This is a genomic window from Spirochaetota bacterium, assembly GCA_026414805.1.
Classification (GTDB): Bacteria; Spirochaetota; UBA4802; order UBA4802; family UB4802; genus UBA4802.
Genome location: JAOAIH010000026.1, coordinates 1 through 26,752, shown reverse-complemented (window position 1 = coordinate 26,752; position 26,752 = coordinate 1). Strand labels below are relative to the sequence as shown.

The following is a 26,752-nucleotide window of genomic DNA, read 5'->3' as shown; positions in this document are numbered from 1 at the left end:
TGAATCACCGTGCTAATTCAGCAGTTATTCGTTGAATATTTTCTTTACATGCCTGTTTATATTCCTTTGCCAGTGGTGAATCCAGCTTTTCAAGGTCAGTATAAAGATCTTGGTAAACCGATAGTGACCTGTTAAGGTCTTTATTTTCATAATAAAATCTTCCCAGAGCAAATCGAGCCCTGTAAAATGTTGGCTTTTGTTTTGTTATCTCTTCCATCAGTTGTACCGCTTTTTGTCGGTTTTCTTTTTCATAGAATAAAAGAATTGCCAAACCGTATTTAGCCTCAGTAAAATTAGGGTCCATTTGTAAGGCTTTTTCATAGTGAATGTGTGCTTTGTCAATATCATCCTTATTCTCTAACTGTGATCCTCTGTTAGCATATGCTATGGCTAACTGATAATGGACAAGGGGATTATTTCTTCCATATCCCAAAGCTTTTTGCAATGCATCTATTGCAGGGTCCCATGCTTCCCGTTCATTATACTTTGCACCTAAATTTTGGTACAACACCCCTATTTTATTTATCACTTCAGGATTTGAAATACTTTTTGAGGTAAGTTCAGACAATTCCTCTTCCATTCTTGTAATCTCACTTTGAGTAACAACTCGGACTGGTTTTAATACAAAAATTTTCTTTATAATATCTCCATCAAAGATAATGACTATTGCAACAATACTGCTTATAATAAGTAATGGTATGCTGATTTTTTTTAATTTTGACATTATACCCCCTTTTAGACTTTTAAAACGTTGTATGTAGCACACCTGAAAATAGAATAGCTTTTGAACCACACAACCATAAGCAAATCTCTTTTAAAACAGTGATTGGCATCAATATCATTTTTTCAATCTCAGTTTCATCAGAACAAAGATATTGTTTTTAATTGTATATTTGTATAAAATACTTGACAACTATTTTATATTTTCAAGGTAGATTTTTTATATATGCATAATACCATCTATAGTGCCAGGAGGCCACTAATGCTGCCACATCCAATGCGTGCAAATGATTTTACCTGTCTGTTATGCGGCTCAAAATTACAATTAAAAATTAATGAACTTTCAATCGGCATTAATACGGGAAACTGTCCCATGTGCAATGAACCGTTTACTATAAAATTAAATAAAAAAGATATTGAATTGCTTTTTGAAGCTGAAGAAACGGCAAAACACTAAATATTTATTCCAAGCTAAATCTTTTCTTTAGTCTTTCACACACATCATGTGGATCCACTACCATTACACGCGTATGTGATATAACATCAAGAAATCCCAGTTCGTTTGGGAAGCGCGGCACAACATGTAAATGGATATGAGCTATACTTGCCCCACTCCATGAACCAAGATTGTACCCAACATTAAATCCTGACGGGTTAAATTCTTCTTTTAATATATTAATTGTTTTTATTGTTAACCTATGCAATGCAACAACATCATCAATACCAAGATCCTCAAGCTTGTCAATATGCTTAATGGGGAAAATCATACAGTGCCCGGGATTAAAAGGGTATAAATTAACTGAAACAATAAATGTATCGGTACGATATACTTCAAGGCTCTCAACATCATTTGCATGGTCACGTATTGCACACAGTATACAGGCATGCTTTTCATTTTTTTTGCCAACATACTTTATTTTTTCAGTATTGAAAAGATACCAACGTTTAAATTTTTCAAAATAACTTTCTAACATATCCTTATTTGCTAATTCTTATTATTTATCGTGATTGGAAATTCTTTTGTACTTTTGCGCGCCTTCTTCTTATCAATGCAATGTAAACAGTAAATGATATGATTATTCCAATGCTGAATGCACTGGTTAAAATATATATAAGATCAAGCCGTTTAACTGATGCTATTTTACTTTTAAGCTGTTTATCAAGATATTCAATTTCAACTTCAACTAACTTTTTAGTAAAATCTATTTCCTGTTTTGAAAAAACATGTACCAGCTGATGAAAATAACTTTTTAGTTCCACATAACGTCCTGTCATATCTTTGGTTTCCACATTTCGTTCGTTCATATATTCCAGCGATCGTTCTATGTCTTCTATATTTTTCTCAATTGATATAATTGAATTTACCAGTTCTCTGGAATATTCAACGCTATGGCATCCTGAACATGTTTTATCAGTAATAATATGATACGTGGACTGCTGAATATTGTGGTCACCATGGCAATCAACACAATTAGGGCTCCCTATTTTCATAACCGAATCATAATGTGGTCCCTTCTTCAATTGTGCCAGTGCTTTGTCATGGCATCCTTCCCTGCCGCAAAATTCAGGTATATCTTTCTTTTTAGGCTTTCCTGTAAAATTAGCTTTTTTATCCTTTGCTGCTTTGGCATCATTCACTTGTGGATTTCCACCATGGCATATATGGCATTCAAGATTTTTTCTTGCATGAATACTGTTTTCCCATTCCAGTACTACTGCCCGCGGTTTGCCATTGAGTGCAATATGGCATTCTATACAGTAATTTTTTTTAAGTGAGCTATCGCCTATTGTTTGTTGAGCATGCACACTATAAAAAGGAATAAGTGCTATAGTTAAAATACAAATGACTATATAAATACGATTCATAAATACCTCAAAACATGATTCATTGTATGCCTATTATTTTTTCGACCACCTTTACCCTTTACACAAGTATAATCCCAAAAGCTTTTATAATAGCAATGATAATGGCAATAGTGATATTAGCATATACACCAGCAATAATATCGTCAATCATTATCCCTAATCCACCACGTAAATGCTCCAACCTACTTATTGGAAATGGTTTTATAATATCATACAACCTAAAAAAGAAAAATCCCAGCACTGAAGAGCTAAGGCTAAATGGATGAAACAACATTGTAACCCAAAAACCCAGCATTTCATCAAGTACAACTTCCTGAGGGTCTTTTTGAGCAAAATAAATTTCAGCATCATCACCCAACTTAATTGCCGGATAAGTAATAAAAGCAACAAGCATAACATTAGCTATGGTACCATACGGTCCACATATTTGATGTAGTATTACATATATTAGCAGAGCCAATAGCGCCCCAACAGTACCTGAACCTTTAGGAAAGTAACCGGTAAAAAAACCTGTAAAAAAAAATTCTTTCCAATTCATATTAATTTTATTTATTTTCCTTTTGTGAATATGGAGGTATAAATAATTGCCAGTTAGTCACTATGTACCGCAAGCCTGATAAAGCTGTGAGGAATGTAACCACAGCCATGATGAGATAGGGGCATACAATGAGCCATTTATGTACAAGGTTGGAATTAATAATTTCTACAACAGTTTCAAGCTTCAATGCACTCAACTGATTGATTTCAAGTTGTACATTTTTAATGGAATTGCGGACAATGAATACCATTATTATTATAATTATACCTATCATTTGGAAGGCTGTTTTGAATTTCCCCAGCCTACTTGTTCTAAGTGTACTACCTTTTTTAATCGCTAAGTAGCGCATCAATGTTATTAAGAGGTCTCGCCCAATGATAACAAGCACCATCCACAATGGAATGAGTGGATCTAAAAACAAAAATGCTATGAGTGCTGAAATAACAAGAAACTTGTCAGCAAGTGGGTCTAAAAACTTCCCAGTTTCAGTTTCCTGACGCAACTTGCGTGCCATCCATCCATCTAAAAAGTCAGTAAGGGATGCTAAGCTAAAAATAATCAGAGCCCAAATCCTATGCTCCATGGTTGGGGTAAAGATTAAATATAAAAATAACGGTATCAGTATTATGCGTGATAACGTAACCAAATTTGGTATATTCAAAGCATTACTCCTATACGATCATATTCAAGTGTATCAGTTATCTTTGCTGCCACAATATCATTGACATGCACATTGTGTGCGGTCAAGAAAAAAATACCATCAATTTCAGGTGCATCATATTGGGTTCTTCCAATGTAATTATGCTGGTCAACCTTTTCTTCAACAAGTACCTGCACGATTGCACCTATAGTTTTTTCCAATCTTTGTTTTGATATTTGCTGTTGTAGTTTCATTAATGCTGCATATCTTTTTTTCTTAATTGCAGTTTTTACTGTATCTCCTTTTGTAAATGCTTTTGTACCTTCTTCAGGGGAATATATAAAAACACCAACACGGTCCAAACTTGCTGCTGCAACAAAGTCTTTCAATATTGCAAAATCATTTTCATCTTCGCCAGGGAAACCCACCATAAATGTTGATCTAATTGCAATATCCGGTATTGTTTTTCTCAAATTCTGTACCAGTGATAAATAGGTTTGTGCATCTCCTTTCCTGTTCATAGATTGCAAAATCTTTCTGCTTGCATGCTGGAAGGGAATATCAATGTAATGCACAACCTTTGGCACAGTTGCCAGTGCTTCTATCAGCCTTTCATTTATATGGTCAGGATGGCAATACATCAGCCGTATCCAGAAATCACCTTCCAGATCATTGAGCATTTTAAGTAAATCCACAATTTGTATATCATTATATTTATACACTGCGGTATCCTGTGCCACAATAATCAACTCTTTTACACCACGACTTAAAGCTTCCTTTGCATCCTGCAAAATTGCAGATGGTGGAAACGCGTTGAAATTACCACGTATCAATGGAATAGCACAGTAGCTGCAAAAGTTGGAACATCCCTCAGCTATTTTGATATATGCATACGGTAAATTTTCAATGAGTGGCTTTCTTTTAAAGGCGATAGCTCTTTGTATCAGTGTAATGTCAAATAAACGAGCAATCTCATCAATTAAAGAGCTATCGTACAAACCCCATACCAGATCTATCTCAGGTATTTCTTTAATTATTTCTTCTTTATACCGCTGGGTGAGACAACCCAGTACAACTACCCTTTTTTTAAATTTACTTTTTTTATTCTGTGTATAATCTAATGCATCAAATATTGTTGCAATGGATTCTTTTTTAGCTTCTTCAATAAAGCCACATGTATTGATAAATATTATATCCGCGCTATCAATTTCACCAGCTTCAACAAAGCCAGCATTGTGCATGTCAGCATTGAGCCGCTCCGAATCAACTTCATTTTTGGGACAGCCTAATGAAATAATATAGTAAGAGATGTCGTATGGTGAAAACACATCACCAGTCTTTTACTTCTAGTTTATATTTGTTTGGATCCTGTGGATCTTTTCGCCAGGTAATTACTTTATTTGCAACCTGTCCTGGCAAACCAAACGTGTAATCAGTTCCATTAATCTTGACCTTTACCCCGCCAGCATTACCAATCTTTACTTGTATGAATTCTGATGCTTCCCATCGTTCTCTGGTGCCTGAAGGCATCATACCGCGCACTCGCTCATTACCATCTAAGTACAGTTCAAAATACGTCTTCTGAACAAATTCAGCTTCAAATACTATTTTTAGGTTTTTTTGATCATGCGTTACCACTTCGGTGCCCGGAGTAACAGGTGTTACCACACTGACAGCTTCATCAGGTTTTACTTCTGCTGCAGCCAATTGCACTCTAATTTTAGCTCTGTTTTCTGTTAATCCTTTCAATGTAAGGACAATATTTCTTGATGATTCAATAGGGCTACATACTACAGGTTTTTCCATTTCAAGAACATATTTTTTTGAATCCGGCAAAAATTCCACTATAACTGAATTATCCTTTATATCACTTAGTAGAAATAATATCTCTTTATTTTCTACTAAAAACTGACACGCTTCATCATTGTACAGTAACACTATCCCACTGTCATTGGTAAGCTGTAATGGCCAGATATTTTTAATGGCAATTTTTTTACCCTGCGTGCGGTAATACTCTTCCTGTATTGCCTTAATTGAATCATCACTCCCTACATGTACATCTGATGTGATGAGGCTAATGAATAATGATAACACAATGAGCACTGCAATGCCAATTCCGGCAATGTAAAGAATATTTCGGTATTGTTCAACATACATCCTCAGTTGTGCTACTATAGACAACCCTGTTGGTTTTGTTAACTCTTCCAGTGGAGTTGAGCTTTCTCCAATCTTATATCCTTTATACGCCTGGATTAACTCATCAGCGTCAAGACGCAGGTACTCAGCATATGAACGTAAAAAACCAAGTAAATACGTTTCACTGGGAAACTTTTCAAAATCCTCATTTTCAAGTGCTTCCAGATATTTTACAACAATATTGGTATCTTTTGAGACATCTTTTAATGATAGCCGTTTGGCTTCTCGTGCATTGCGTAATGTTTCACCTATTCCTGCCACCATACACTATTCCTCTGCCAACATGGGATTTTTAATTATTCTGGCGTTTGAAGGAGGATCAAATTTAAAGAAACCTTTTTTTAAGTCTACCTTAGTATTAATATTTTTTAATTCAATAGTAATATTTTTGCCATTTGCAGTTTCGCCAGATGCTTTTGTGATAAAATACTGCTCATTTATCCATAGTTTCATTGTTCTGAAACCGCTTCGCGTTTCCTTCTGTTTTAAAAACAATACATAATATTTATTGTTATTTTCCACTCGTGGCTGTTCTTTTCCATCAAATTTATAATGATATTTTGAGAAAAGCCTGTTTAAGCCTGATCCTGTTCCAATAGCAAACATTGAACTGTTTAAATCCTGTTCTGCAACAACATTGATTGATGGAATATATATCCACACCTGCTTGCCATCTGAAACAATTTTTTGTCCGTAGGGTGTATCAAAATCAATACGTAGATAATGTGGTGCCATATACCAGATTGTGCCACTCTGATTTTGTCGTTTACCCATTCGGTCAGAAGTCATTACAAAGTTTGCCTGATAGCTCTCAACATCAGAAAAAGCTTTTTTAATCTGCTTAACAATATCATTTACGGTTAAAAAGTCAAACTTATAAGGATAGCCTGTAATTACACACAATAGTACTATTACAGGAGCTATCGCCAAACTTACAAACTTATTATTTGATATACCTGACATAGTTTCCTTTTTTTAAATTGAAAGTTATTACCAAACTGAAGTATATATAGCGCTGAATCCCTGCAACATCCATGTAAAATCTGCTGTGTAACGTTGCATAGACATATTTTTTACAATATATATGCGGTTGTCAAACTAAAAAGGTTTTTTAAAAAGTCAATACAAAAAAACAAAAAGATTTTTGGCTTTAAATTTTATATTTTTTTTGTGTAGACAAAATTGTGCTATACAAATACTATTTCAAAAACCCATTATCAAGGAATACAACATGGATACCATAAAACAACCCAAACAACAAACTAAAGAGCAGCAACACCCCGAAACCATAGTTTCCCAGTGGAATAATTTTAAACTGTTAGAATCACAGCAGATTTACTTTTCTGTAGGTAAAGCCAATATAAAACACATACTTATAAAAAGAGAACCCCTCATTGGTGCATGATCATCAATCATTTTATTTATCAAATTATGCAAGTAACCACATAATTCAATTTTGGGAGGGTAATAATTTATAATAATTTACTTGCAAAAGATACATATCTATTATAAGCTTATCCAACAAGATTGGCAGAGAGATGGATAATACATCATGTTGAAAAAATTCCTTAAATATTGTAGCGTATTTCTTGTTACAGTACATATAGTATTTGCTCAAACTTCAATAACTATACTTGAAGAAGATCGTGATTTCTGGAATTCTTTAATACAAAATATCATGTTGACAAATAAAAATCTTTTATATGCCAGCTATATTGCATATAAAGATAAGCTCTATGATTTATCTATTGATTCCTTTCAAGAGTGTATTGCGCAAAATACTGACAATCAGGTCATTCAGGGTATAGCCAACTATTACATTGGCAAAAATTTCTATCATATGGGTGATTATAAAAAAGCTGTACTTTACTTTCTGGCAACTGAACGATATACAATGGATCAATATACTTCAATCAAAGCAGCAGCACTTATTAATGCATCTGTATGCTACATACAAATTAATGATACAGTGATGGCAAAAACATATTTACAAAAATCAATGCAATATGACACTAACGGGACATATAAATCTACTATTGAAACGCTGCTCCAATCACTAAAAGACAATTAAACATTATAATATTCTCTGTACCATTTCACAAATTTTTGCAACCCTTCTTCAATAGTGGTAACTGGTCTGTACCCTACAGCCTGAGTAAGTTCATCAATATCAGCAAATGTTGTAAGTACATCACCAGGTTGTATTGGCAGGTAGTTTATTTTGGCCTTTTTCCCTGTTATTTGCTCCAGCACCTCAATAAAATACATTAACTGCACTGGTCTGTTGTTGCCAATATTATAAATCCTGTATGGTGCACTGCTTGATGCAGGATCAGGATGCATTGTGTCAAACTCCTGTTGTCTTTGCGGGATTTTAAAAGTAATTCTGTACACACCTTCTACTATATCATCAATATACGTAAAGTCGCGTTCCATATCGCCAAAGTTATATACATCAATTGGTTTGTCTTCAAAAATAGCTTTTGTGAATTTGAAATACGCCATGTCGGGCCTACCCCATGGACCATACACTGTGAAAAATCGAAGCCCACTGGAAGGAATGTCATATAAATGCGAATAGCAGTGTGCAAAAAGCTCATTTGATTTCTTTGTTGCCGCATACAGTGATACAGGATGGTCAACATTGTCATGCACTGAAAAGGGGACGCACGAATTCATTCCATACACTGAACTTGATGACGCATACACAAGATGTTTAACTGGATTATGGCGGCAACACTCAAGTATATTCATAAAACCCACTATATTGCTATGAACGTATTCAAAAGGATGATCTAAACTATAGCGCACTCCTGCCTGTGCAGCCAGATGCACCACATATTCAAAAGAATGTTTTTCAAATATGTGCGATAGCTCCTCATAATCAGCTATATCGCACTTATAGAAGGTGTAATTGGGGTTTTGCTGCAATTGTGCATTTCGTGCTTCTTTTAATGAGACATCGTAATAGGAATTCATATTATCAATTCCAACAACTCTATACCCCTCGTGCAAGAATCGTAATGCTGTAAAATAACCAATAAAGCCTGCAGTACCAGTTATAAGAACATTCATTATTATCCTCTGAAATAGAAAATTTAATATCAGCTTACGATGGTAGTGTGCTCACCATTATTTATAAGCTTGTTTGTACTTTACTAAATTACATTTCATTTCATACTCTAAAGTAGTGTGCTGTTTTTTTTAGCTTTTTTACTCTCACTATTCATTATATTTTTTCACTTTAATAATTATATCATTGTTGGCTCATTTTACAAAAATGATTATTCAAATATATGCATCTACTCACCCAATATTACTTAAAAATTAATATTATAAAGCTAGTAGAAGTAATTTGGCCCCCCAGCATCTTTTATAAAAATGTTTGACATAGTTTTAAATTTGAATTATTTTCATCAACACATCTACATCTATAAAATTTTTACGAGGACTTTATGAAAAAAATATTTGTTATCTGCACTTTACTTTGCAGTCAACCATTATTTGCTCAAGAACTATCGCCCAATTCATCCAGCTTATGGACTACATTCAAACAGGGCGGAATCTTGATGTGGCCAATATTGTTTTTAGGAATAGTAGGATTAACCATTATCATTGAACGTTCACTATTTTATTTAAAAATCAAAATATGGGATACAGCACATATAGAAGATAAAATCAACGCACTCTTAAATCAGAATATATATAAATTCCGTGAAGAAGCAATTGATGACCTTGAAAAGAATATACAACTGTATTATAATCAGCTTGAAAAGGGGCTGGTGCTGCTTAATGCGGTTGGTAATTTATCACCAATTATTGGATTCTTTGGTACTGTTCAGGGAATGATTGCCGCATTTGCGTCTATTGCAGCAGCAACCACAGTTAATGCAAAGGTTGTTGCTGTTGGCATACAGATTGCTCTTATTACTACCGCCGGTGGGTTATCCATAGCTGTTCCCACACTAGCATTCTACCATTTCTTCATACACATATTGCAAAATGTTTACACAAAAGCATCAGAGCTCATCATACAAAAGACCAAACAACTGCCACGATATTCGCAGATTGAAAACCATACTACACTGGAAGGTGTATAATGTACTGGTTGTTTAGGAAACACCGTCAAAGGCAAACGCAAACACGCCTTATTGAATTTGATACAACGCCAATAGCTGACTTATCGTTTAACCTGCTTATATTTTTTATTGTCACTGCTTCATTTATTATACGACAAGGAGTTTTCTTAAGCCTTCCTTCATTAAGCGCAGGTACTGTAAAAGTAGAAACTTCTCAAGTTATAGAAATATATCCTCAGGATAACGGATTTATTGTTGATGGCAAAATTCTTGGACGAAACCAACTGTTACAGTATTTAGCTGTGCGAAAATCTCAAACAAAAGAAGCGGTTGCAATTATTTATATGAAGCCTGAAATCAGGTATGAGCGTCTTGTGGATACTCTCAGCGCAATCCGTGAAAGTGGTTTATCCAAAATTTCATTAAAGCATACTGAGCGATAATCATGATTACAACACCTTTTTTGAAAAAACTTCGTTCCTTTTCACTGGGAGCTTCAGCAGCTGATATGGCAATGCTCCTTTTAGTATTTTTTATGGCTACAACCTCTACTGAGCCACCAAAAGGAGTTACCGTTGAGCTACCACAAGCTGTTACCCAAGGTGCCGAGCAGGACAGTATTTACATCTCTATTTCTAAGGAAGGCACATTATATTTTGATGGCAAACAGTCATCACTTGAGGATATTAAGGACCAGCTTGCAATACGACAGAATGAAAAAGACCGGATTGTATCAATTACCGCAGATAAGGATTTGCAATACGCAGTTGTTGCCACAGTACTTGATGTGCTGCGTCAATACGATTTTCTAAATGTTGTATTTATTTCTCAACCACGGGAAGAAAAATAATGGCTTCAACACCAGGAAAAATGCAATTAAAATTACAATGGATAGTTAGATTCCAACAGAATCATCCCTATATTTTTTCATTCATACTTTCAACACTAATAGCCGGATTTACTCTTTTCTTCACTGCTCCAATTTATGTAGCTGATATGCCTGAAGTAAGTGACTCACTTGAATTTATAAACATTGAAACAGTTACAGCACAATCAAAACGCATAACCACAAAGGATATTTCAACCACCACAGGACAGCCTATAGCTTCAGCAACTGATAGGGCTGTAGGGCTTTCTGATGAATCAGAGGTGTATGACATCTCCTTTAATCCAAACATTGTGCCACCAAGGCCAATTGGTGGGCTTAAGAAAATTTATCCGCAAAGTGCACGTGAAAAGAATGTTGAAGCTAATGTCAATGTTGAGATAGTTATTGCGCCTGATGGCAAAGTTACAGGCGTACAGGTGCTTTCCATACGTTTATCAAAGGATTTGCCTCCTGAACAATACAGCGCACTCAGTAAAGAATTTTCAAAAGCAGCATATTCCATACTTACACAGGCACGCTTTACACCACCCGTTATCAATGGGCAGCGTGTTGCAATAAAGATGGAATTGCCAATGCAATTTAAACTGGAATAAGATATGGCACGAATAACATTAACCACTACGTTATTACTATGGGCGATAGTTACTGTTACAGGCACTTTTGCCCAAGGACAATTCCAGTATGGAATACAGGGAACAATATATTCACAGGCAACTAAAAAACCTGTAGAATTTGCAACCATAGCAATTCCGGAAATCAAAAAAAAATTCTACACAAAATCTGATGGCACGTATAGCATACAATTGGAACAAGCAGGCACTTACACATTAATTATTTCATCTGCCGGCTTTAAAACATTGACGCTTCCCGTTGGTATAAATGGATTTATACAAAAAGATATTGTACTGCAGCCTGTTGCCATTAAAGGCGCAGCATTAACAATAACTGGTGAACGTGATATACAGAAAGTTGCACGCTACACACTCACAGTAAAAGAATTAAAAGCAGTACCTGCATCATTTGGTGATTCACTCAATGCACTCACCTCGCTTCCAGGCGTTATCCGTACAAGTGGTTTTTTTGGCCCACTTGTGATACGTGGAGCTGACCCTCGTTTCAACGGTTATTTTATTGATGATATCCCAATTTATAATCCACAGCATTTTGGTGCTATTCATTCCATTATTAACAATGATTTAATGAACCAGATTGACCTGTATTCATCAAGCTTCCCTTCACCATACGCAAATGCCATTGGCGCTGTGATATCAATCAATTCGCTTGATACAGTAAATGAATTTGGTGGTTCTGCTGACGTTGGTTTAATTTCATCAAATATTCTTCTTAAATCACCAGTAAAACAATACAATGAAGAAACAAAAGAAGATGAAAATAAAGGGTATTGGATAATATCAGGGCGCTATGCATATCTATCGCTTTTTATACCCGCAATATATAAATTATTCACTGGCGATGAAATAGAATCAGTGCCGGAATACTGGGATTATCAGTTTAAAGGCAAATATTATTTTTCAAAAACACAATCCATTACACTCTTGTTCTTCGGAGCCTATGACTATATCAAATTTATCAACGAATCAACTCCCCCTGAAGAAGTTGACCCACTCTTAGCATCATTTGAATTTAAAAATAACTTAGGTTCGCATGCAATGGGAGCTTACTACAGCTGGCAGCCTTCCAGCACATTTGAAAACACTATTGTGATGTTTGGCTCACTCACTAATAGTTATAACTATCTCAATATTCCATCAGCCAATGCAGCTGACTGGGTAAAGGATCTTAAAATTATTGCAAAACCCTACATCTATGGTGCCAAAGAAAAAATCAAAATAGAATGGTGGAAAAACCATGCCCAGTTACGTGGTGCACTGGAATACACACTGTACCATTTCACTAACGATGGCTATACACTGGTTGCAAACGTTCCATTATATAATATCCCTGATTTTGGTGATCCTGACCTGTTCACAAAGGTTCCACTTGGACAAAAATTTAATAATCATGTGATTGGCGGGTATATTGAACAAAAATTGATGTTTGGCGGCTTAACCCTTTTACCTGGCTGCCGCACTGATTATCTCACACGGACAAAACAGCAAACAGCAGATCCCCGTTTTATGGTAAGCTATGAATTCCCAACTGATACAACTGTTTCATATGCCACAGGAAAATATTCAGGTTTTATTCAGACAAATTCTAATCTCTTTAACTATCTCCCCAATCTTGCTGGTGCAGGTGATGAATATAAACCAGAAAAAGCCTATCACAATGCAGTGAGCATTGAACAGAAACTATCGCTTATAACAATTAAGCTTGAAGGATTTTATAATTACTTTAAGGATCTGTACCAGGATGATCCTATAAAAGACAGTAACGGCAATGTAATTCAGGAAGGCAAAAGCTGCGGGCAGCAAAGAGCCTATGGCTTTGAAGTGTTACTGCGAATTGACAGAGAAGAAAATGCTGATGGTTTATTTGGATGGATTGATTATACATATACACAGTCAAAATTTAAAACCGGCGCATCAATAGATCCATACGCTGATAAGTGGTTCACCTTTTCATATGAACAACCTCATTCATTGAAAATGGTTGTAGGGTATGTTATGGGTAAACATACTATCAGTGCTCGATTCCAGGCTTATAGTGGATTTCCGTATACACCTGTAATTGATTCTGATGAAAGCCCTGATGGATCTGGAAGATATGTTCCTGTATATGATAATTCCCGTATTCACTCCAAACGCTTTCCCTGGGAACATCGCTTAGATGTGCGCTACAGCCACAAGACTAACCATGAGTGGGGATACGTATCATGGTATATTGAGGTTATTAACATTTACAATTATAGGCCTAAAAATAATTTAGCATGGAATTATTATAAACCGTATGGCGATGATAATCCAAAACTCAAATCTGAAGAAGGATTGAGTTTTATTCCTAATTTTGGTGTTGAAGTTAAATTTTGAAAATTATATATTATAAACCTTACCTTATAAAAGAATGGGTGAGGTTCAAGAATAATAAATTACCAAGGGAGCTATTGTATGAAAAATATTTTTCACATAGCTATAATTATAACAGGAATAGCTTTTTTACATGGATGTGTTACTCCAATGGGTATGACATCTTCATCTACTCCATTGCACAATAAAGTTATCATTGAAAATCTAGGACAGGCTCAAGGTAGCGACTGGTCGTGGTCGCTTTTTGGTTTATGGTCAGTAGGTAGACCCGATATGGATAACGCTATTAATGAAGCAATTGCATCCAAAAACGGTGATGCACTTATCAACGTCCGCTGGTACCAAAAACACTATTACTTTGTTCTTTTCAGTGTAACAAAAGTCATTGTCACAGGACAGGTAATCAAAACAGCTCCAGCTACACTTAATGAACCACCAAAAAAGAGGTAACTATGCGACAGTTACTGTGCATTGCTTTATTTTGTATAATGGCCTTCACCGGTTGTATCACCACCCGCTATGTAGCTGGATATGAACCGCATGTGCGCCCACTAAAGTCATTGCAGTATGAAATTGTTGGCCAGGCCCAATCCTTTACTAGCAATTTTAATCTTCTGTGGTTTTTCAATGTCACACCACTGGCCAACTTTGACAGAGCTATCTCAGATGCTATTAACCAAAAAAACGGCGATGATCTTATTGATGTAACCTGGTGGATTGAACGACAGTACTGGATAATTGGAACAGTGAATATCGTCCATATTAAAGGCAAAGTGATAAAGTATAAAGAATAGCCATTTAGGGTGCTTCAATAGTACCGCCAGTTGTATCATAAGGATCTTTCCTTGCTGTTCCAAATAACCTCACTGCCCAGTACACATACCATGCCCTGAATCTGCTCATACCATCCTTTCTGCAAATATCATGCAATAGCTTATCTGCATATTCTTTATATTTTCTTTCTATCTTTTCTTCCCGTATCAATTGATACAGTGCATCGTGAACAAGGCTTCCACGCATGAAATCCTTAGTATCAATAGTTGGGCCGCTTGGCCCATCCCAGGCATATCCTTTATATATTTCCAACAAGCCATCTTTGCGCAATGTCACAAAATCAGGAACACAAGCATCATTATCAAGAATTATATTAGTTTGATAATTATAATGTTCCATCAGTTGATACTTGTATTTATTGAGTTTCCGGTATTTTATTTTATCCATTTATTGAACCTCCCTCAATAACTATATTAAATCTTTAAACAATTTAGTTTTTCTGGTTAACTAACATATCGAAGCAAGTTTACAATTCACTCTCTTTCCTTAAAATTAAAAACTATTGAAGAAGTATTTTAATTATTCATCATGAATTCCATATTATAATTTCAGATTATATACCAACGAAATCTGTACAGAATATACTGAATATTTCAATCCTGCTGCATTTTTTAACAGCGGGGACTTTATTCCCGTTGATGTATTGATATAATATGTATCGCCTTTTTGTTCTGGAACATATTCATAAAACATATTCAGTGAGATTGCTATCGTTTCATTAACTATGTACTGGCACCCTGCATGAGCATTTAAATAAATAATCCCATCATAGTCAGCATAAAAATTTATATCATCCCCCGGATTGCGATGGACATGATTATCTTCATCTTCTGCAAATGCAAACAAGCTAAACATTAAACCTGCTGAAATTTTTATTTTTTCGGTAATATTAATATCTGATGTTAACCCTAAGTAGGGAATATAATATAGTTGCTCATATAGTATACCAACACCATACACAGGGACTTTTGGTGAGCCCGGAGGATATTGAATATACCCATCACGGGCAGACATTTTAATTGTTCTATATAAAAAACCAGCGTATGCTTTAAAATGTATAATAGTATTAATATCTGTATCAAATCCTACATTACCATTATATGAGTTATATCTTTCACAATAATTATCATGCTTTGAATAATGTGTTTTTATTGTAGGATTGTTGTCATCTACCCAATCAGAATCATCAATTGTACCTATTGTGCCTGTATTAATGCCATTCTGAAGTTGTATTTTAATAAAAAAGAAATTATAATTTAAGGCAATTGATAAAGTGTGATACCACAAATAATTGATATTCCAGTTTAGTTGACTTAAGGTCCTATTATTGTAATATACATACTCACCTACTGTGCCATGCAATATACCTGTACCTATTTCTGTAACAAGATTTAGGCTATCAGATAATGATGTGTTACCCAATGCACTATCAGCACAGTATATAATACATAGTAGTATGAGCAATATTCTATATATTTTCATTATTTAAATATTTATCTATAATTTTATATTTTAATAACCCTTGATAAATGGTACTCTATTTTCTGGTGATAAAATCCAGTGCTGCTGGGAAAAGTTGAATATACAACTCTTTACCTGAATAGCATATTGTCTCACCATCACAATGCACTGGCAGCACTCCTTTTTCAGCAACAACCTCAATCTTTGTTGTTCTGTCCTGCATTACTTCTTTGCGTTTAGCCTGTGTACCTCGTATAAAATAAGGAATCATGCCAAAAATTTTGAACTGGTTCATTGAACGCACCATGCATACATCCAGCAATCCATCAAAGGGGCTGCCATCAGGTGCAAAATGGAAACCTCCACCCATTCGTTTTCCATTCATTATTGAAACCTGCAAAGCATCCATTATGGTCTCTTTGCTATTATACAAAAGCTTAATCCTTGGAGCCTTATAATATATGAATATTGTTTGCAATGCAGCAATGAGATATACCATCATACCACTTAAAAAACGTATTCTGCTGGCAACAAACCCAGTAGTTGCATCAAAACCAATCCCAATACCATTACCAAAATATCTACCTTCAGGATAATCTCCGCCTTTAATAAAACCAACATCAATTTTCCTAAGATTAAAATCTGCTATTATTTTAATACATTCATCTATATCATCAGGCAATCCCATCCCATACGCAAAATCATTACCAGTACCTACCGGAATCTGGCCCATAGCAGTTTTGTTATAGCCTTTTTTCCTTGCTATCATCAACCCATTTAACACTTCATTGGCTGTACCATCTCCACTTGCAACCACAACCGCCCTGTAACCCTTTTTTGCAGCATCTTCCGCCAGTTCTGCAGCATGCCACACTCTCTGAGTATACACTACATCATGCTTTATATGTAAATCTGCAAAATCTTTTTCTATCCTTTCAACAGACTTTTTAGCTCTTCCTCTGCCGGCTATTGGATTTATGATAAGCAAAATATCATCACGCTTTGACATACATGCCCCTGTAAAATTTTTGTTAAAATTGTTTAAAGATTTTATACAGAATTTTATTTTTTGTCAATACTATTTTTAGGAAGTACCTATGCAGACAAACTGTTTTGAATAGCGTTAAATAGCTCTTCTAAATCAAAAGGCTTGAGCAAAACATAATCAACTATATTTATATAATTATTATTCATTGCCAGATAATTTCCCGAAACGATTATAATATTAGGCCTGTTATTCATGTACTGAATTTTCTTCAATATATCCCATACAGTCATATCGGGAAGGTGCACATCAAGTAATGCAAGGTCAATAGTACAATTATCAAGATGATATAAACCCTCCGACCCAGTATTTGCAAACACTACCTCAGCATTTTTAGCCATCAGCGCTCTTTGCAAAACATTAGCAAATTCTGGATCATCCTCAACAATTAAAATTCTTTTGCCTGAAAAATCATACTCTGTATAATTTACAGCAACCTCTGTAGCAACTTTATCATCTGTATTAATTGGCAATTGTATGGTAAACGTAGTACCCTGGCCATACATACTTTCAACGGTAATGGTTCCACCATGCTCTTCTATGATTCCAAGTGCAACTGAAAGCCCTAGCCCTGTACCAGGAATATTTGAATGTCCTAAAGGTCCTTTTGTTGTAAAAAAGGGTTCAAAAATCCTCTGCACATTCTCTGCCTTTATACCACATCCTGTATCCTTTATAGTGATATATGCATGATAATCATCCTGAGATGTACTTATCATAAGTTTTTTTTGTGTTGTACTTATCATAGCATCACGTGCATTCAACAGGATATTCATAAGTGCTAAAGTAACCATATTAGCATCTAAAAATAATTCAGGAATTTTTTCTTTATGTAATACTTCAATAGCTATACCAGCATCTAAAAATTGAGGTTTAATAATACTAATACAATCATTAACAATATCCTCAATGTTAACTAGCATATATTTTGAAGGCTTGCGGTGTGCTAATATTGACAATTGGTCAATAAGATGTGTGGCTCTTTTAACTATTTTCAAAATTGTTTTTAGGTCTTTTTTCCCAGCTGAAGAAAGATCCTCCTGAGAAAGCAGCAGTTCAACAATACCTTGAATTCCAGCATTCATATTATTAAATTCATGTGCTATACCTGATGCTAAAGTTGAGATGGTCATGTTTTTTTCAAGCATTACTAAATTCTGCCTGTTTTGTATATCGTTATCAGTCAATATATGAAAAAACAATATATCCTTTTGTGTTTTTATAGGCACAACGCACACTTCAACTTGTTCTTTTACAGTATTCAATACCATGGTTTGTTTTAGCCGTTCACAACCTGTTGGTATTCTATAATCAGCAGCATCAATTGGGCAATTACCTGATTTTTCACATTCAGGGAAGATGTCCTTACAGGATTTTCCAATTATATCAATGGAATAGAATAATCTTCTGGCATGATTATTTATATCTATAATATTCTTTGAAGCATCAATTACGAAAACTGGAGCCTGAATGCTATCAAGCAAAACATCATACTCTATACTGACAGGTTTATTCATAGTATTAATCACTTTTTTAACTATATTTACATCAATGGTCAATCAATAATCAAATTTTAATAGTTATAACTTACTATAAAAATAATACATTTTTATCAGATTATCAAAATTTTAATATTATCAGCATATTCATATAACAAGGCATTTCACAAGTTAAAAAATTTTTATTATAAAAATTTGCTCTCTATAGAAGTATTTTGTAAAATATATATTTACAATTATTGCAAAAGTATAATTATCATGCTAAGAAATATACTATGAATAATCGTAATGCACACACAATAGGGATTGTTGGCGCTGGTGCAATGGGGTCGCTATTTGCGTATTTTCTTCACCATAACAATAAAATAGTAATTTTAGAAAATAATAAGGAAATCGTCAATGCTCTTAAAAAAGGGCTAACGGTTGAAATTGATTCCAAACAGTATCAATTCATTCCTGAAATAAGCGATGATCCTGCTATCCTTACTGTGGCCGATATTATCTTTATATTTACAAAAAGTTTTGCTACCAGTGATGCTATCCAAAACATAAAGCCACACATCAAGCCTGATGCAATTATTGTAACCTTACAAAATGGCATTGGCAATGTTGAAATCATTGCATCAATCATCCACAACCCACTGGTTTATGGAACAACAACAATTGGTGCAACAAAAGTGCATCCTTCACTGGTACGGTTTGGTGGCAAAGGTTCTGTAATAATTGGTGGCGATAGCTCCTACCATTGTTCCATTGTGCATTCGCTGCTACAGGAGGCTAATCTGTCAGTAACTATCGCCCCTGACCCTAAAAGAGCAATATGGGAAAAAGCTATAATAAATGCCGCAATAAACCCGCTTGGTGCATTACTTGGACTTCCTAACGGCCACCTGATAAAAAGTGACTATACATTGCACATAATGTACAATATAATTGCTGAGGCAGTGGCAGTGGCCACAGCTCATGGAATTAATTTAGATACTGATACTATGTTTGAAACAACTGTCACTGTGTGCCGCAACACACAAAATAATTTTTGCTCTATGCTGCAGGACATACTTGCCAAACGTAAAACCGAAATAGATTCCATTAATGGTGCTCTCATACTCATTGCTAAGCAATATACGATAGATACCCCGTACAATGTAACAATGTTCAGGCTTATAAAATATAAAGAAACACAATTCATATAATTTCTAAATTTAAATCTTGACAATCCCATACCGTACTAAAAAATCTAATAAAAATTTAATTCCAAGAGGTGCAACTATGGGAGATTCTTCACAAAAAAAATGTCATTATACTATTGAAAATGGTATTGCAGTGATGACTATTGACAATCCTCCAATGAATGCATTGAATCGCGTTGTTCTTGCGGATATGCGCACCGCAATTAATGAGCTTTTAGATAATAATGCAGTCAGGGTTGTTATTGTCACAGGAGCTGGCAAAGCATTTGTAGCTGGCGCTGATATTAATGAAATCAAAGAACAAAATACAAAAGAAGATGGTGCTAATTTTCTTAAAAACGGCCAGGAAATATTAAATATCATTGAAAATGCCGATAAGCCATTCATTGCTGCAATAAACGGCTACTGCCTTGGCGGAGGTCTTGAACTTGCACTTGCATGCCATATACGGCTGGCTGATGAATCAGCACAACTTGGTTTGCCCGAAATCAAATTAGGCATTATACCTGGATATGGTGGAACTCAGCGCAGCACTCGTTTATTTGGCAAAGGAGCAGCGTATGAGCTTATTTTATCTGGCAACTTTATTAGTGGCAAACAGGCCGAATTGTACAGAGTAGTTAATAGGGCAACTGAAAAAGGCAAAGTAGTTGATGAAGCAAAGGAATTGGCAAAGGCAATAGCTGCCCGTAGCAGACTGGCAATAAAAGCTGCAATGCAGGCGATAGCTCAAGGATATACCATGGAATTTTATACAGCGTTAACGTATGAACGCGAGCTATTTGGAAAGCTATGCGAAACTGAAGATAAAAAAGAAGGTATATCCGCATTTCTTGAAAAGCGTGAGGCAAAATTCCAAGACAAATAAAAGGATGTCAAATAATAAAATTTTGATTCGCCCTGCACATTATGGCGACATTGAAGATATTGCAGCATTAGATATGTATGTCTTCAGGGAAAATGCATGGTCAATTGAAAGCTTTTCACGGGAATTGGCTTTGCATTTTTCCAAATTATTTGTTGCCGAAATCGATATGGCATTTGCCGGGTTTGCCCTTGCATGGTATATTGCAGATGAAATCCAAATATTGCGGATTGCAGTGTGGCCCCACATGCAACGAAATAAAGTTGGGACATTACTTATAAGTCATATTATTGGCCATGCTAATAATCAAAAGAAAATCGTTCTTGAAGTAGCTGATACCAATACCAGTGCAATTGAGTTTTATACATCATTAGGTTTTTATCAAGTTGGATTTAGGAAGAACTACTATCACTTTGACAATGCTATCCTTATGGAAAAGATAATTAACAATGAAAATCAATAGTATTAGGTTTGTTACTAGCGCTCGCAATGTAACTCAATATCCCAAATACATATTGCCCGAATTTGCATTTGTTGGGCGTTCAAATGTTGGCAAATCATCACTCATCAATTCAATACTGGGAAGAAAAAACATTGCCAAAACAGGTAGTAAACCCGGTGTAACCCAAACAATTAATTTTTATTGCATAAACGAAAAAATAAGCTTTGCTGATTGTCCGGGTTTTGGATATGCAAAGGTTTCGCAGGACAAGCGTCAAGAGTTTGTAGAAATGATTCATACGTATATCACAACACGTACTAACCTTAAGCTTCTTTTTCTACTGATAGATATACGGCGTATCCCGGATGAAAGCGAACAAGCTATAATAGCAAAAGCTCTTAATAATAATATCAATGTAATGATTCTTGCAACAAAATGCGATAAGGTTTCAAAAAACGATATTAATAACGGAATTATGCGTATTTGTAAAAATCTCAACATCAATCCTGAATTTATTATTCCTACATCCGCAAAAACAGGATTGGGAAAAAATATAATCCTGGCAATGATTCAAGATCACTGTAAATAATTTTATAGCTGTGTCATTAAGTACATTACCCTGCTTGCTTTGTCTTTTGGCATAAGCGATAGCAAATATGTAGAAATGCTCATCCTGCCTTCTTTTGCAGCATTCTGGTCAATCTGACGTAATACATCAATTATAAGCGTCTCCTCCCACTGAACCATAATATCTACAGCATCCTGAGGAGGGATGCTTTCAATTTTTTTTGCCAGATCCATGACATTCTTTTTATACCCGGAATACTTTTTCTTTTCCAGCTCTAATGCTTTTTTCTCCTGATCCAGACCTTTTTGAAGTTGTTCAAGCTTTTCTTTTTCTTTTGCTATTATCTTTTCAGCTTCAACAATCTTTGCTTCACGCTTATCAAGGTCTTCTATTCTTTGCAACAGTTTATCTTTTTCTTTTTCAAATTCTTCCCGCTCAATAAGTGAGGGCTCATCATCAGTAGCATCAACCACAGAAGGTGCTTCCTTTGAAATATAGTGATGATATATTTTTCCTATATTTATTAAACCTATATAATCCAACCAGAATAACCCCACAATGATGATAAAAATAATCATCATTGATAAGTATATAACTTTTGTTGAATCTGATACTAATTTCATGGCTATAACCTCTTATTAAAATACTGACGCATCGCCTATTCCTCTATATTGAATATTTTCCCGTTAGCAGTATACTGTGTTATGGCTTTTTGCAAAAGGTTTTGGATTTGCTCAACATCAATTGTACCTTTACTATTCTTGTTCTTTGCATTTATAACATTTTTCAAGATTTCATCTGTTATTTTAACATTGTTTGAATTATTTTTTTGTGATTCAACTGTGCTGCCAGCTGTATCAGCTTCTTTTGGGGATTGCGTTACGTTACTATTAGTAACAACACTAGCAGGAAAAGGAGATACCCTTGAATAAGTATTCTGAATAGCTTTAAACCTGCTTTTAATTTCTTTAATTCTACTTTGAACTTGTTGTATGCTCTGAATATCCATTAGCTCAACCTCACACATTGTTATACATTCTCTGGTTTATATCATCCAGCTCTTTGGCCATTTCTCTGTTATACTGATACATATATTCTTCATATTTCTTTTCTTTTAAGCGTTCCACTACCTTCCTTTCCTTAGAAGCCTGTAATAAGCGCTGTCGAACTTTATCAATTTCTGGCTGCAGCTGCTCCACTCTTCTTTGCGACAATGCAATAGCTTTTTCAGCATTATAAGCAAAACGCTCACACATCAGTGCTTCGGAATATGAAAACGTACCCTGACGCATCTTATTGGAAAGCCTGTTATAGTATTCCTTAATTTTCCTTTTGTAATCCTGCTGCAGAGCAATTTCTGCATTCTGCTTTGCAATCAGCCCAGCAAGCTCAGCTTTTATAGCATGTTCCTTAGAAATCCGTAAATCCAGTAACTTTTGCAATCTAAATTCAAACTTCTTCATTTTTTACCTGAAATATCTTATCCTCACAAACTATCTCCCAGACCTCTGGGCAAAATAAGGAGTACGTGCAGCAAATTCCTGTCTTTTTGCAGGTTTAGCCTTTGTTCCTAACATTAATTCTATTAATCTGTTCTTGATGTTTTCATACGTGTCTTTTTCATAAATTCCCTGCTGTAAAAATGAATCAATAGCAGGCTTCATTTCAATTGCTTTATCCACATCCGGATCAGAACCTTTTGCATAGGCTCCAAGCATTATAAGGTCTTCTGCCTCACGGTAGGCAGCCAAAAGCTTACGGAATGTATTTGCTGCCATTTTATGCTCTTCATCAATGACGTCATTCATACATCGTGATATTGATCCAAGAACATCAATAGCGGGGTAATGATTTTTATGTGCAAGCTTTCTGTCCAGCACAATATGTCCATCCAGGATACCTCTGACTGCGTCAGCAATGGGTTCATTCATATCGTCCGCTTCAACCAAAATTGAATAAAAACCTGTTATACTACCTGCCCCTTTTTTGTTGCCTGCCCTTTCTAATAGTTGTGGCAGTAAGGAAAACACAGAAGGTGGATAACCACGAGTAGCAGCGGGTTGACCTGCAGCAAGACCAACCTCACGTTGAGCCATAGCAAATCGTGTTACAGAATCCATTAGTAGATTAACATGCAGTCCTTTATCTCTAAAATACTCTGCCACTGAATGAGCTAAAAACCCCGCTCTAAGGCGTAACATTGGTGGTTGATCAGAAGTTGAAATAATAACCACTGAGCGTTTTAAACCTTCATTCTGCAGTTCCTTTTCTACAAAATCCTTTGCTTCTCTTCCACGTTCACCAATTAGCGCAATAACACTTATATCAGCTGCAGTATTACGCGCAATCATAGAAATCAATGTTGATTTGCCAACTCCAGAACCGGAAAAAATCCCCATTCGCTGTCCTTTGCCTACAGTTATTAGCCCGTCGATAGCTCTAATACCAGTAGGCAGTGGAGAATCAATTATCTCTCTTTCTAATGGACTCAGAGGTTTATTGTCCACAGGGTATCTTTCTTTTAAAAACAACTTACCTTTACCATCAATAGGATTTCCCAGACCATCAATGACCCTGCCTATAAGTGCATCACCAACCGGCACATAAAGCTGGGAACCAACTGCATACACATCAGCACCTGGAACTACCCCTTTCATATCACCTATTGGCATAAGTATTATTTTATTTTTGTTAAAGCCTACTACTTCTGCATAAAGGTAATTCCCATTCTTCAATCTAATGCGACATAATTCTCCATACTGTACATCCGGACCATGTGACTCAATCGTTAACCCTGTTATTTTTTCAACCCTTCCTGTGGCACGCACTGTATCTACTTCTTCAATCACATCCTTATACTTTGAAAATATATCAATTTTTTCATGAGGTAGAATTTGAATCATGCAAACCTCTGGATTACTTTATTATAATGGTCGAGCATTGCGAATTGCTTCTTCAATAGCTTCAAGTTGTGTTGAAATACGTGCATCAATAGCTCCAACGTCTGTTTCAATAATACATCCACCACGTTCAACCCGTGAATCTTCATAAATATTAACTTTCTTCAATGACTCCATCATTTTAATAAGCTCATCCTTATGAGCCGTTGTCATATCAAGGTCAGCAAAATTTACTCTGATATCTATTCTATCTCTGTCCTTCACCCGCTGCAATGCTTCTTTAATATTGTTAATGACAACTTCCCTTCGCTCAACTATCTCATCTTTTATTACTTTACGTGCAATCATCAGTATCATTTCGGTCATTAGCTTTTCCGATGAACGAATAATATCATCACGTATGTCTACTGCTGTTGATACAATTGTTCCCAATCTATCAATGAGTCGCATTACTTCGGCTTGTCCTTCTTTATAACCTTCTTCACGCCCAGCATCATATCCACGTTTATATGCTTCATGCTCTATCTCTGCAACCTTTAACTCTGCTTCTTTTATCATTTTTTCGGCTTCAAATTTACCTCGCTCAATTTCCCTTTCTGATTCAATTTTGAAGCGCTCCATTTCAATTTTTATCTGTTCTCGCGCCTGTTGTAATTCAAGGAATGCTGCTTTTTTCCCTTCTTCTTCAATCTGTGCTGCCTTAGCTTTCGCTTCTTCCAGCATCCGGCGAACTTCTTCTTCTGTTTCGCGCCGATATCGCTCAAGCTCAGCTTCCATTTCTTCTATAGAAGGTCCCTGGTATACCTCAACAGGATTGCCCTCTTCATCTACCTCAAATTCGGCATATTCTTCGTCAACCAGAACATTCTTCTGGTATTTCTCAGGTAATTCTATTTGCTTTGGAGCGGAAATAACCTGAATTTCTGTAGGTTTAAATACAAGCTTAGACAACGAGTTCCTCCTCGCCGGCACGTGCTACTACAATATCACCGGCTTCTTCAAGTTTTCTGATTATATTCACTATCTTCTGCTGGGCCTCTTCAACGTCTCTTAGCCTGATTGGGCCCATAAAATCCATGTCCTCACGCAATAGCGCTGAGGCACGTTTTGACATGTTCCTGAATATTTTTTCCTGTACTTCGGCATCAACACCTTTCAGCGCTTTTGCAAGATCCTGTGTATCAACTTCGCGTAATACCTTTTGTATAGCCCTATCATCAAGCAATACAATATCTTCAAATACAAACATTCGCTTCTTAATTTCTTCTGCCAGTTCAGGATCTTCTTCCTCAAGTGCTTCAATAATAATCTTTTCAGTACCACGGTCAACATGTGTTAAAACTTCAACTATTGCATCAATACCACCGGCAGAAGTATAGTCTTCGCTTGCAAGAGTAGATAGTTTTCGTTCCAAAACACGCTCCACCTCACGTAAAACATCAGGTGAGGTTCTGTCCATGGTAGCAATACGCCGTGCAACATCAGCCTGTATCTGATGGTTTAATCCTGACAGAATTGTTGCCGCTTTCTGAGGGTCTAAATATGCCAGAATTAATGCTATTGTCTGAGGATGCTCACCTTGAATAAAGTTTAAAAGATGACTAGGGTCTGTTCGCCGTATAAAATCAAATGGCCTCACCTGCAATGATGATGTTAAGCGATTAACTATATCTATAGCTTTCTGAGTTCCCAAGGCTCTTTCAAGTACTTCGCGAGCATAATCAATGCCACCTGTGGCTATAAATTCCTGAGCCATCATCAATTCCTGAAATTCCATCAGGACTTTGTCCCTGTCTTCAGGCTCTACTTTATCTAAACGGGCTATCTCAAATGTAAGCTGCTCAATTTCATCTTCTCTCAGGTGTTTAAAAATCTCTGATGAAACATCAGAACCTAAGGAAACCAGAAATATAGCAGCTTTTTGCCTGCCCGTTAACTGTGATTTCTTCTGCTGTAGCATAGTATAGCTCCAAATTATACCTATATACTATACATCTAAAAATTTCACACACTCTATTTATAGTATATAGTAC

At 35.7% G+C, this 26,752-nt stretch carries 33 protein-coding genes; 14 read left to right on the top strand and 19 right to left on the bottom strand.

The genetic code is table 11. The features are described 5' to 3' along the window. Positions 1-4: 4 nt before the first annotated feature. A complete protein-coding gene (locus N3F66_07105; GenBank protein ID MCX8123918.1) occupies positions 5-724 on the bottom strand; it encodes a tetratricopeptide repeat protein in 720 nt (239 codons plus the stop codon). A gap of 258 nt (positions 725-982) precedes the next feature. Between N3F66_07105 and N3F66_07100 the strand changes: the two genes are divergently transcribed. Continuing rightward, on the top strand, positions 983-1,177 hold the full coding sequence (locus N3F66_07100; GenBank protein ID MCX8123917.1) for a hypothetical protein: 195 nt from the start codon (positions 983-985) through the stop codon (positions 1,175-1,177). Positions 1,178-1,181: 4 nt separating this feature from the next. Here N3F66_07100 and N3F66_07095 read toward each other — a convergent pair whose 3' ends face one another. The 7 genes from N3F66_07095 to N3F66_07065 are packed head-to-tail and all read right to left on the bottom strand — an operon-like array spanning position 1,182 to position 6,923. After that, positions 1,182-1,694 carry an HIT domain-containing protein gene (locus tag N3F66_07095; protein MCX8123916.1) on the bottom strand — a complete coding sequence of 171 codons (513 nt, stop codon included), beginning with the start codon at positions 1,692-1,694 and terminating at the stop codon, positions 1,182-1,184. A 25-nt stretch (positions 1,695-1,719) separates the two neighbouring features. Next, entirely contained in the window at positions 1,720-2,586 is an 867-nt protein-coding gene (locus tag N3F66_07090) for a cytochrome c3 family protein (GenBank protein MCX8123915.1), read from the bottom strand. A 58-nt stretch (positions 2,587-2,644) separates the two neighbouring features. Further along, positions 2,645-3,124, bottom strand: a complete 480-nt coding sequence (locus N3F66_07085) for a phosphatidylglycerophosphatase A (GenBank protein MCX8123914.1) — start codon at positions 3,122-3,124, stop codon at positions 2,645-2,647. Positions 3,125-3,131: 7 nt separating this feature from the next. Then, a complete protein-coding gene (gene pgsA, locus N3F66_07080; protein MCX8123913.1) occupies positions 3,132-3,785 on the bottom strand; it encodes a CDP-diacylglycerol--glycerol-3-phosphate 3-phosphatidyltransferase in 654 nt (217 codons plus the stop codon). Further along, positions 3,782-5,092 carry a 30S ribosomal protein S12 methylthiotransferase RimO gene (gene rimO / locus N3F66_07075; protein MCX8123912.1) on the bottom strand — a complete coding sequence of 437 codons (1,311 nt, stop codon included), beginning with the start codon at positions 5,090-5,092 and terminating at the stop codon, positions 3,782-3,784. The genes pgsA and rimO overlap by 4 nt, the downstream gene beginning before the upstream one ends. 1 nt (position 5,093) lies before the next feature. After that, on the bottom strand, positions 5,094-6,224 hold the full coding sequence (locus N3F66_07070) for a DUF4115 domain-containing protein (GenBank protein ID MCX8123911.1): 1,131 nt from the start codon (positions 6,222-6,224) through the stop codon (positions 5,094-5,096). A gap of 3 nt (positions 6,225-6,227) precedes the next feature. After that, a complete protein-coding gene (locus tag N3F66_07065) occupies positions 6,228-6,923 on the bottom strand; it encodes an outer membrane lipoprotein carrier protein LolA (protein MCX8123910.1) in 696 nt (231 codons plus the stop codon). A gap of 268 nt (positions 6,924-7,191) precedes the next feature. Between N3F66_07065 and N3F66_07060 the strand changes: the two genes are divergently transcribed. Both N3F66_07060 and N3F66_07055 read left to right on the top strand, forming a co-directional pair. Next, entirely contained in the window at positions 7,192-7,365 is a 174-nt protein-coding gene (locus N3F66_07060) for a hypothetical protein (protein MCX8123909.1), read from the top strand. 147 nt (positions 7,366-7,512) lie between these two features. After that, positions 7,513-8,031, top strand: a complete 519-nt coding sequence (locus tag N3F66_07055; protein ID MCX8123908.1) for a hypothetical protein — start codon at positions 7,513-7,515, stop codon at positions 8,029-8,031. Here the strand turns inward: N3F66_07055 and N3F66_07050 are convergent. Further along, a complete protein-coding gene (locus N3F66_07050) occupies positions 8,028-9,035 on the bottom strand; it encodes an NAD-dependent epimerase (GenBank protein ID MCX8123907.1) in 1,008 nt (335 codons plus the stop codon). The two genes, N3F66_07055 and N3F66_07050, sit on opposite strands and share 4 nt — an antisense overlap. Positions 9,036-9,415: 380 nt before the next feature. Between N3F66_07050 and N3F66_07045 the strand changes: the two genes are divergently transcribed. The 7 genes from N3F66_07045 to N3F66_07015 all read left to right on the top strand — a co-directional run bounded on the left by N3F66_07045 (position 9,416) and on the right by N3F66_07015 (position 14,709). After that, positions 9,416-10,060, top strand: a complete 645-nt coding sequence (locus tag N3F66_07045) for a MotA/TolQ/ExbB proton channel family protein (GenBank protein ID MCX8123906.1) — start codon at positions 9,416-9,418, stop codon at positions 10,058-10,060. After that, positions 10,060-10,482: a biopolymer transporter ExbD gene (locus tag N3F66_07040; GenBank protein ID MCX8123905.1), complete on the top strand. Its 423-nt coding sequence runs from the start codon at positions 10,060-10,062 to the stop codon at positions 10,480-10,482. Before N3F66_07045 ends, N3F66_07040 begins: the two co-directional genes overlap by 1 nt. Before the next feature lie 2 nt (positions 10,483-10,484). Further along, positions 10,485-10,889, top strand: a complete 405-nt coding sequence (locus N3F66_07035) for a biopolymer transporter ExbD (protein ID MCX8123904.1) — start codon at positions 10,485-10,487, stop codon at positions 10,887-10,889. Continuing rightward, positions 10,889-11,521 (top strand): energy transducer TonB, encoded by a 633-nt coding sequence (locus tag N3F66_07030; GenBank protein MCX8123903.1) that lies wholly within the window; start codon positions 10,889-10,891, stop codon positions 11,519-11,521. The genes N3F66_07035 and N3F66_07030 overlap by 1 nt, the downstream gene beginning before the upstream one ends. A gap of 3 nt (positions 11,522-11,524) precedes the next feature. After that, complete coding sequence (locus N3F66_07025; GenBank protein MCX8123902.1) at positions 11,525-13,918, top strand: TonB-dependent receptor; 2,394 nt, start codon at positions 11,525-11,527, stop codon at positions 13,916-13,918. 78 nt (positions 13,919-13,996) lie between these two features. Continuing rightward, positions 13,997-14,365, top strand: a complete 369-nt coding sequence (locus tag N3F66_07020; protein ID MCX8123901.1) for a hypothetical protein — start codon at positions 13,997-13,999, stop codon at positions 14,363-14,365. 2 nt (positions 14,366-14,367) lie between these two features. Further along, positions 14,368-14,709: a hypothetical protein gene (locus tag N3F66_07015; protein ID MCX8123900.1), complete on the top strand. Its 342-nt coding sequence runs from the start codon at positions 14,368-14,370 to the stop codon at positions 14,707-14,709. Positions 14,710-14,713: 4 nt separating this feature from the next. On the opposite strand, the gene N3F66_07010 is transcribed toward N3F66_07015, so the two are convergent. The 4 genes from N3F66_07010 to N3F66_06995 form a co-directional block, all read right to left on the bottom strand. After that, on the bottom strand, positions 14,714-15,136 hold the full coding sequence (locus N3F66_07010; GenBank protein MCX8123899.1) for a DUF1353 domain-containing protein: 423 nt from the start codon (positions 15,134-15,136) through the stop codon (positions 14,714-14,716). 153 nt (positions 15,137-15,289) lie between these two features. Continuing rightward, positions 15,290-16,231, bottom strand: coding sequence for an omptin family outer membrane protease (locus N3F66_07005; GenBank protein MCX8123898.1), 942 nt, complete (start codon positions 16,229-16,231; stop codon positions 15,290-15,292). A gap of 55 nt (positions 16,232-16,286) precedes the next feature. Continuing rightward, complete coding sequence (locus tag N3F66_07000; GenBank protein MCX8123897.1) at positions 16,287-17,219, bottom strand: diacylglycerol kinase family lipid kinase; 933 nt, start codon at positions 17,217-17,219, stop codon at positions 16,287-16,289. A gap of 86 nt (positions 17,220-17,305) precedes the next feature. After that, on the bottom strand, positions 17,306-18,772 hold the full coding sequence (locus N3F66_06995; protein MCX8123896.1) for an ATP-binding protein: 1,467 nt from the start codon (positions 18,770-18,772) through the stop codon (positions 17,306-17,308). A gap of 257 nt (positions 18,773-19,029) precedes the next feature. On the opposite strand from N3F66_06995, the gene N3F66_06990 reads away from it, so the two are divergent. The 4 genes from N3F66_06990 (at position 19,030) to yihA (ending at position 21,840) form a co-directional block, all read left to right on the top strand. Continuing rightward, the gene (locus N3F66_06990) at positions 19,030-19,947 is read left to right on the top strand and encodes a 2-dehydropantoate 2-reductase (GenBank protein ID MCX8123895.1); all 918 of its coding nucleotides are present in this window, start codon (positions 19,030-19,032) and stop codon (positions 19,945-19,947) included. Positions 19,948-20,023: 76 nt separating this feature from the next. Beyond that, entirely contained in the window at positions 20,024-20,812 is a 789-nt protein-coding gene (locus N3F66_06985; protein MCX8123894.1) for an enoyl-CoA hydratase-related protein, read from the top strand. 4 nt (positions 20,813-20,816) lie between these two features. Further along, positions 20,817-21,272 (top strand): ribosomal protein S18-alanine N-acetyltransferase, encoded by a 456-nt coding sequence (gene rimI / locus N3F66_06980; GenBank protein MCX8123893.1) that lies wholly within the window; start codon positions 20,817-20,819, stop codon positions 21,270-21,272. Then, a complete protein-coding gene (yihA, locus tag N3F66_06975) occupies positions 21,259-21,840 on the top strand; it encodes a ribosome biogenesis GTP-binding protein YihA/YsxC (GenBank protein ID MCX8123892.1) in 582 nt (193 codons plus the stop codon). The genes rimI and yihA overlap by 14 nt, the downstream gene beginning before the upstream one ends. Before the next feature lie 2 nt (positions 21,841-21,842). On the opposite strand, the gene N3F66_06970 is transcribed toward yihA, so the two are convergent. The 6 genes from N3F66_06970 to fliG are packed head-to-tail and all read right to left on the bottom strand — an operon-like array spanning position 21,843 to position 26,679. Further along, positions 21,843-22,442, bottom strand: coding sequence for a hypothetical protein (locus tag N3F66_06970; protein MCX8123891.1), 600 nt, complete (start codon positions 22,440-22,442; stop codon positions 21,843-21,845). 35 nt (positions 22,443-22,477) lie between these two features. Continuing rightward, the gene (locus N3F66_06965) at positions 22,478-22,828 is read right to left on the bottom strand and encodes a hypothetical protein (GenBank protein ID MCX8123890.1); all 351 of its coding nucleotides are present in this window, start codon (positions 22,826-22,828) and stop codon (positions 22,478-22,480) included. 10 nt (positions 22,829-22,838) lie between these two features. Then, positions 22,839-23,282, bottom strand: a complete 444-nt coding sequence (gene fliJ, locus N3F66_06960) for a flagellar export protein FliJ (GenBank protein MCX8123889.1) — start codon at positions 23,280-23,282, stop codon at positions 22,839-22,841. Positions 23,283-23,312: 30 nt separating this feature from the next. Further along, positions 23,313-24,722 carry a FliI/YscN family ATPase gene (locus tag N3F66_06955; GenBank protein ID MCX8123888.1) on the bottom strand — a complete coding sequence of 470 codons (1,410 nt, stop codon included), beginning with the start codon at positions 24,720-24,722 and terminating at the stop codon, positions 23,313-23,315. 21 nt (positions 24,723-24,743) lie between these two features. After that, positions 24,744-25,670 (bottom strand): flagellar assembly protein FliH, encoded by a 927-nt coding sequence (gene fliH / locus N3F66_06950; GenBank protein MCX8123887.1) that lies wholly within the window; start codon positions 25,668-25,670, stop codon positions 24,744-24,746. Next, the gene (fliG, locus tag N3F66_06945) at positions 25,663-26,679 is read right to left on the bottom strand and encodes a flagellar motor switch protein FliG (protein MCX8123886.1); all 1,017 of its coding nucleotides are present in this window, start codon (positions 26,677-26,679) and stop codon (positions 25,663-25,665) included. The genes fliH and fliG overlap by 8 nt, the downstream gene beginning before the upstream one ends. Positions 26,680-26,752: the final 73 nt, after the last annotated feature.

Coding starts and splice junctions, on each gene's coding strand:
- N3F66_07105 (MCX8123918.1), bottom strand. CDS start 724: ATGTCAAAATTAAAAAAAATCAGCATACCATTACTTATTATAAGCAGT.
- N3F66_07100 (MCX8123917.1), top strand. CDS start 983: ATGCTGCCACATCCAATGCGTGCAAATGATTTTACCTGTCTGTTATGC.
- N3F66_07095 (MCX8123916.1), bottom strand. CDS start 1,694: ATGTTAGAAAGTTATTTTGAAAAATTTAAACGTTGGTATCTTTTCAAT.
- N3F66_07090 (MCX8123915.1), bottom strand. CDS start 2,586: ATGAATCGTATTTATATAGTCATTTGTATTTTAACTATAGCACTTATT.
- N3F66_07085 (MCX8123914.1), bottom strand. CDS start 3,124: ATGAATTGGAAAGAATTTTTTTTTACAGGTTTTTTTACCGGTTACTTT.
- N3F66_07070 (MCX8123911.1), bottom strand. CDS start 6,224: ATGGTGGCAGGAATAGGTGAAACATTACGCAATGCACGAGAAGCCAAA.
- N3F66_07065 (MCX8123910.1), bottom strand. CDS start 6,923: ATGTCAGGTATATCAAATAATAAGTTTGTAAGTTTGGCGATAGCTCCT.
- N3F66_07060 (MCX8123909.1), top strand. CDS start 7,192: ATGGATACCATAAAACAACCCAAACAACAAACTAAAGAGCAGCAACAC.
- N3F66_07055 (MCX8123908.1), top strand. CDS start 7,513: ATGTTGAAAAAATTCCTTAAATATTGTAGCGTATTTCTTGTTACAGTA.
- N3F66_07050 (MCX8123907.1), bottom strand. CDS start 9,035: ATGAATGTTCTTATAACTGGTACTGCAGGCTTTATTGGTTATTTTACA.
- N3F66_07045 (MCX8123906.1), top strand. CDS start 9,416: ATGAAAAAAATATTTGTTATCTGCACTTTACTTTGCAGTCAACCATTA.
- N3F66_07040 (MCX8123905.1), top strand. CDS start 10,060: ATGTACTGGTTGTTTAGGAAACACCGTCAAAGGCAAACGCAAACACGC.
- N3F66_07035 (MCX8123904.1), top strand. CDS start 10,485: ATGATTACAACACCTTTTTTGAAAAAACTTCGTTCCTTTTCACTGGGA.
- N3F66_07030 (MCX8123903.1), top strand. CDS start 10,889: ATGGCTTCAACACCAGGAAAAATGCAATTAAAATTACAATGGATAGTT.
- N3F66_07025 (MCX8123902.1), top strand. CDS start 11,525: ATGGCACGAATAACATTAACCACTACGTTATTACTATGGGCGATAGTT.
- N3F66_07020 (MCX8123901.1), top strand. CDS start 13,997: ATGAAAAATATTTTTCACATAGCTATAATTATAACAGGAATAGCTTTT.
- N3F66_07015 (MCX8123900.1), top strand. CDS start 14,368: ATGCGACAGTTACTGTGCATTGCTTTATTTTGTATAATGGCCTTCACC.
- N3F66_07010 (MCX8123899.1), bottom strand. CDS start 15,136: ATGGATAAAATAAAATACCGGAAACTCAATAAATACAAGTATCAACTG.
- N3F66_07005 (MCX8123898.1), bottom strand. CDS start 16,231: ATGAAAATATATAGAATATTGCTCATACTACTATGTATTATATACTGT.
- N3F66_07000 (MCX8123897.1), bottom strand. CDS start 17,219: ATGTCAAAGCGTGATGATATTTTGCTTATCATAAATCCAATAGCCGGC.
- N3F66_06995 (MCX8123896.1), bottom strand. CDS start 18,772: ATGAATAAACCTGTCAGTATAGAGTATGATGTTTTGCTTGATAGCATT.
- N3F66_06990 (MCX8123895.1), top strand. CDS start 19,030: ATGAATAATCGTAATGCACACACAATAGGGATTGTTGGCGCTGGTGCA.
- N3F66_06985 (MCX8123894.1), top strand. CDS start 20,024: ATGGGAGATTCTTCACAAAAAAAATGTCATTATACTATTGAAAATGGT.
- rimI (MCX8123893.1), top strand. CDS start 20,817: ATGTCAAATAATAAAATTTTGATTCGCCCTGCACATTATGGCGACATT.
- yihA (MCX8123892.1), top strand. CDS start 21,259: ATGAAAATCAATAGTATTAGGTTTGTTACTAGCGCTCGCAATGTAACT.
- N3F66_06970 (MCX8123891.1), bottom strand. CDS start 22,442: ATGAAATTAGTATCAGATTCAACAAAAGTTATATACTTATCAATGATG.
- N3F66_06965 (MCX8123890.1), bottom strand. CDS start 22,828: ATGGATATTCAGAGCATACAACAAGTTCAAAGTAGAATTAAAGAAATT.
- fliJ (MCX8123889.1), bottom strand. CDS start 23,282: ATGAAGAAGTTTGAATTTAGATTGCAAAAGTTACTGGATTTACGGATT.
- N3F66_06955 (MCX8123888.1), bottom strand. CDS start 24,722: ATGATTCAAATTCTACCTCATGAAAAAATTGATATATTTTCAAAGTAT.
- fliG (MCX8123886.1), bottom strand. CDS start 26,679: ATGCTACAGCAGAAGAAATCACAGTTAACGGGCAGGCAAAAAGCTGCT.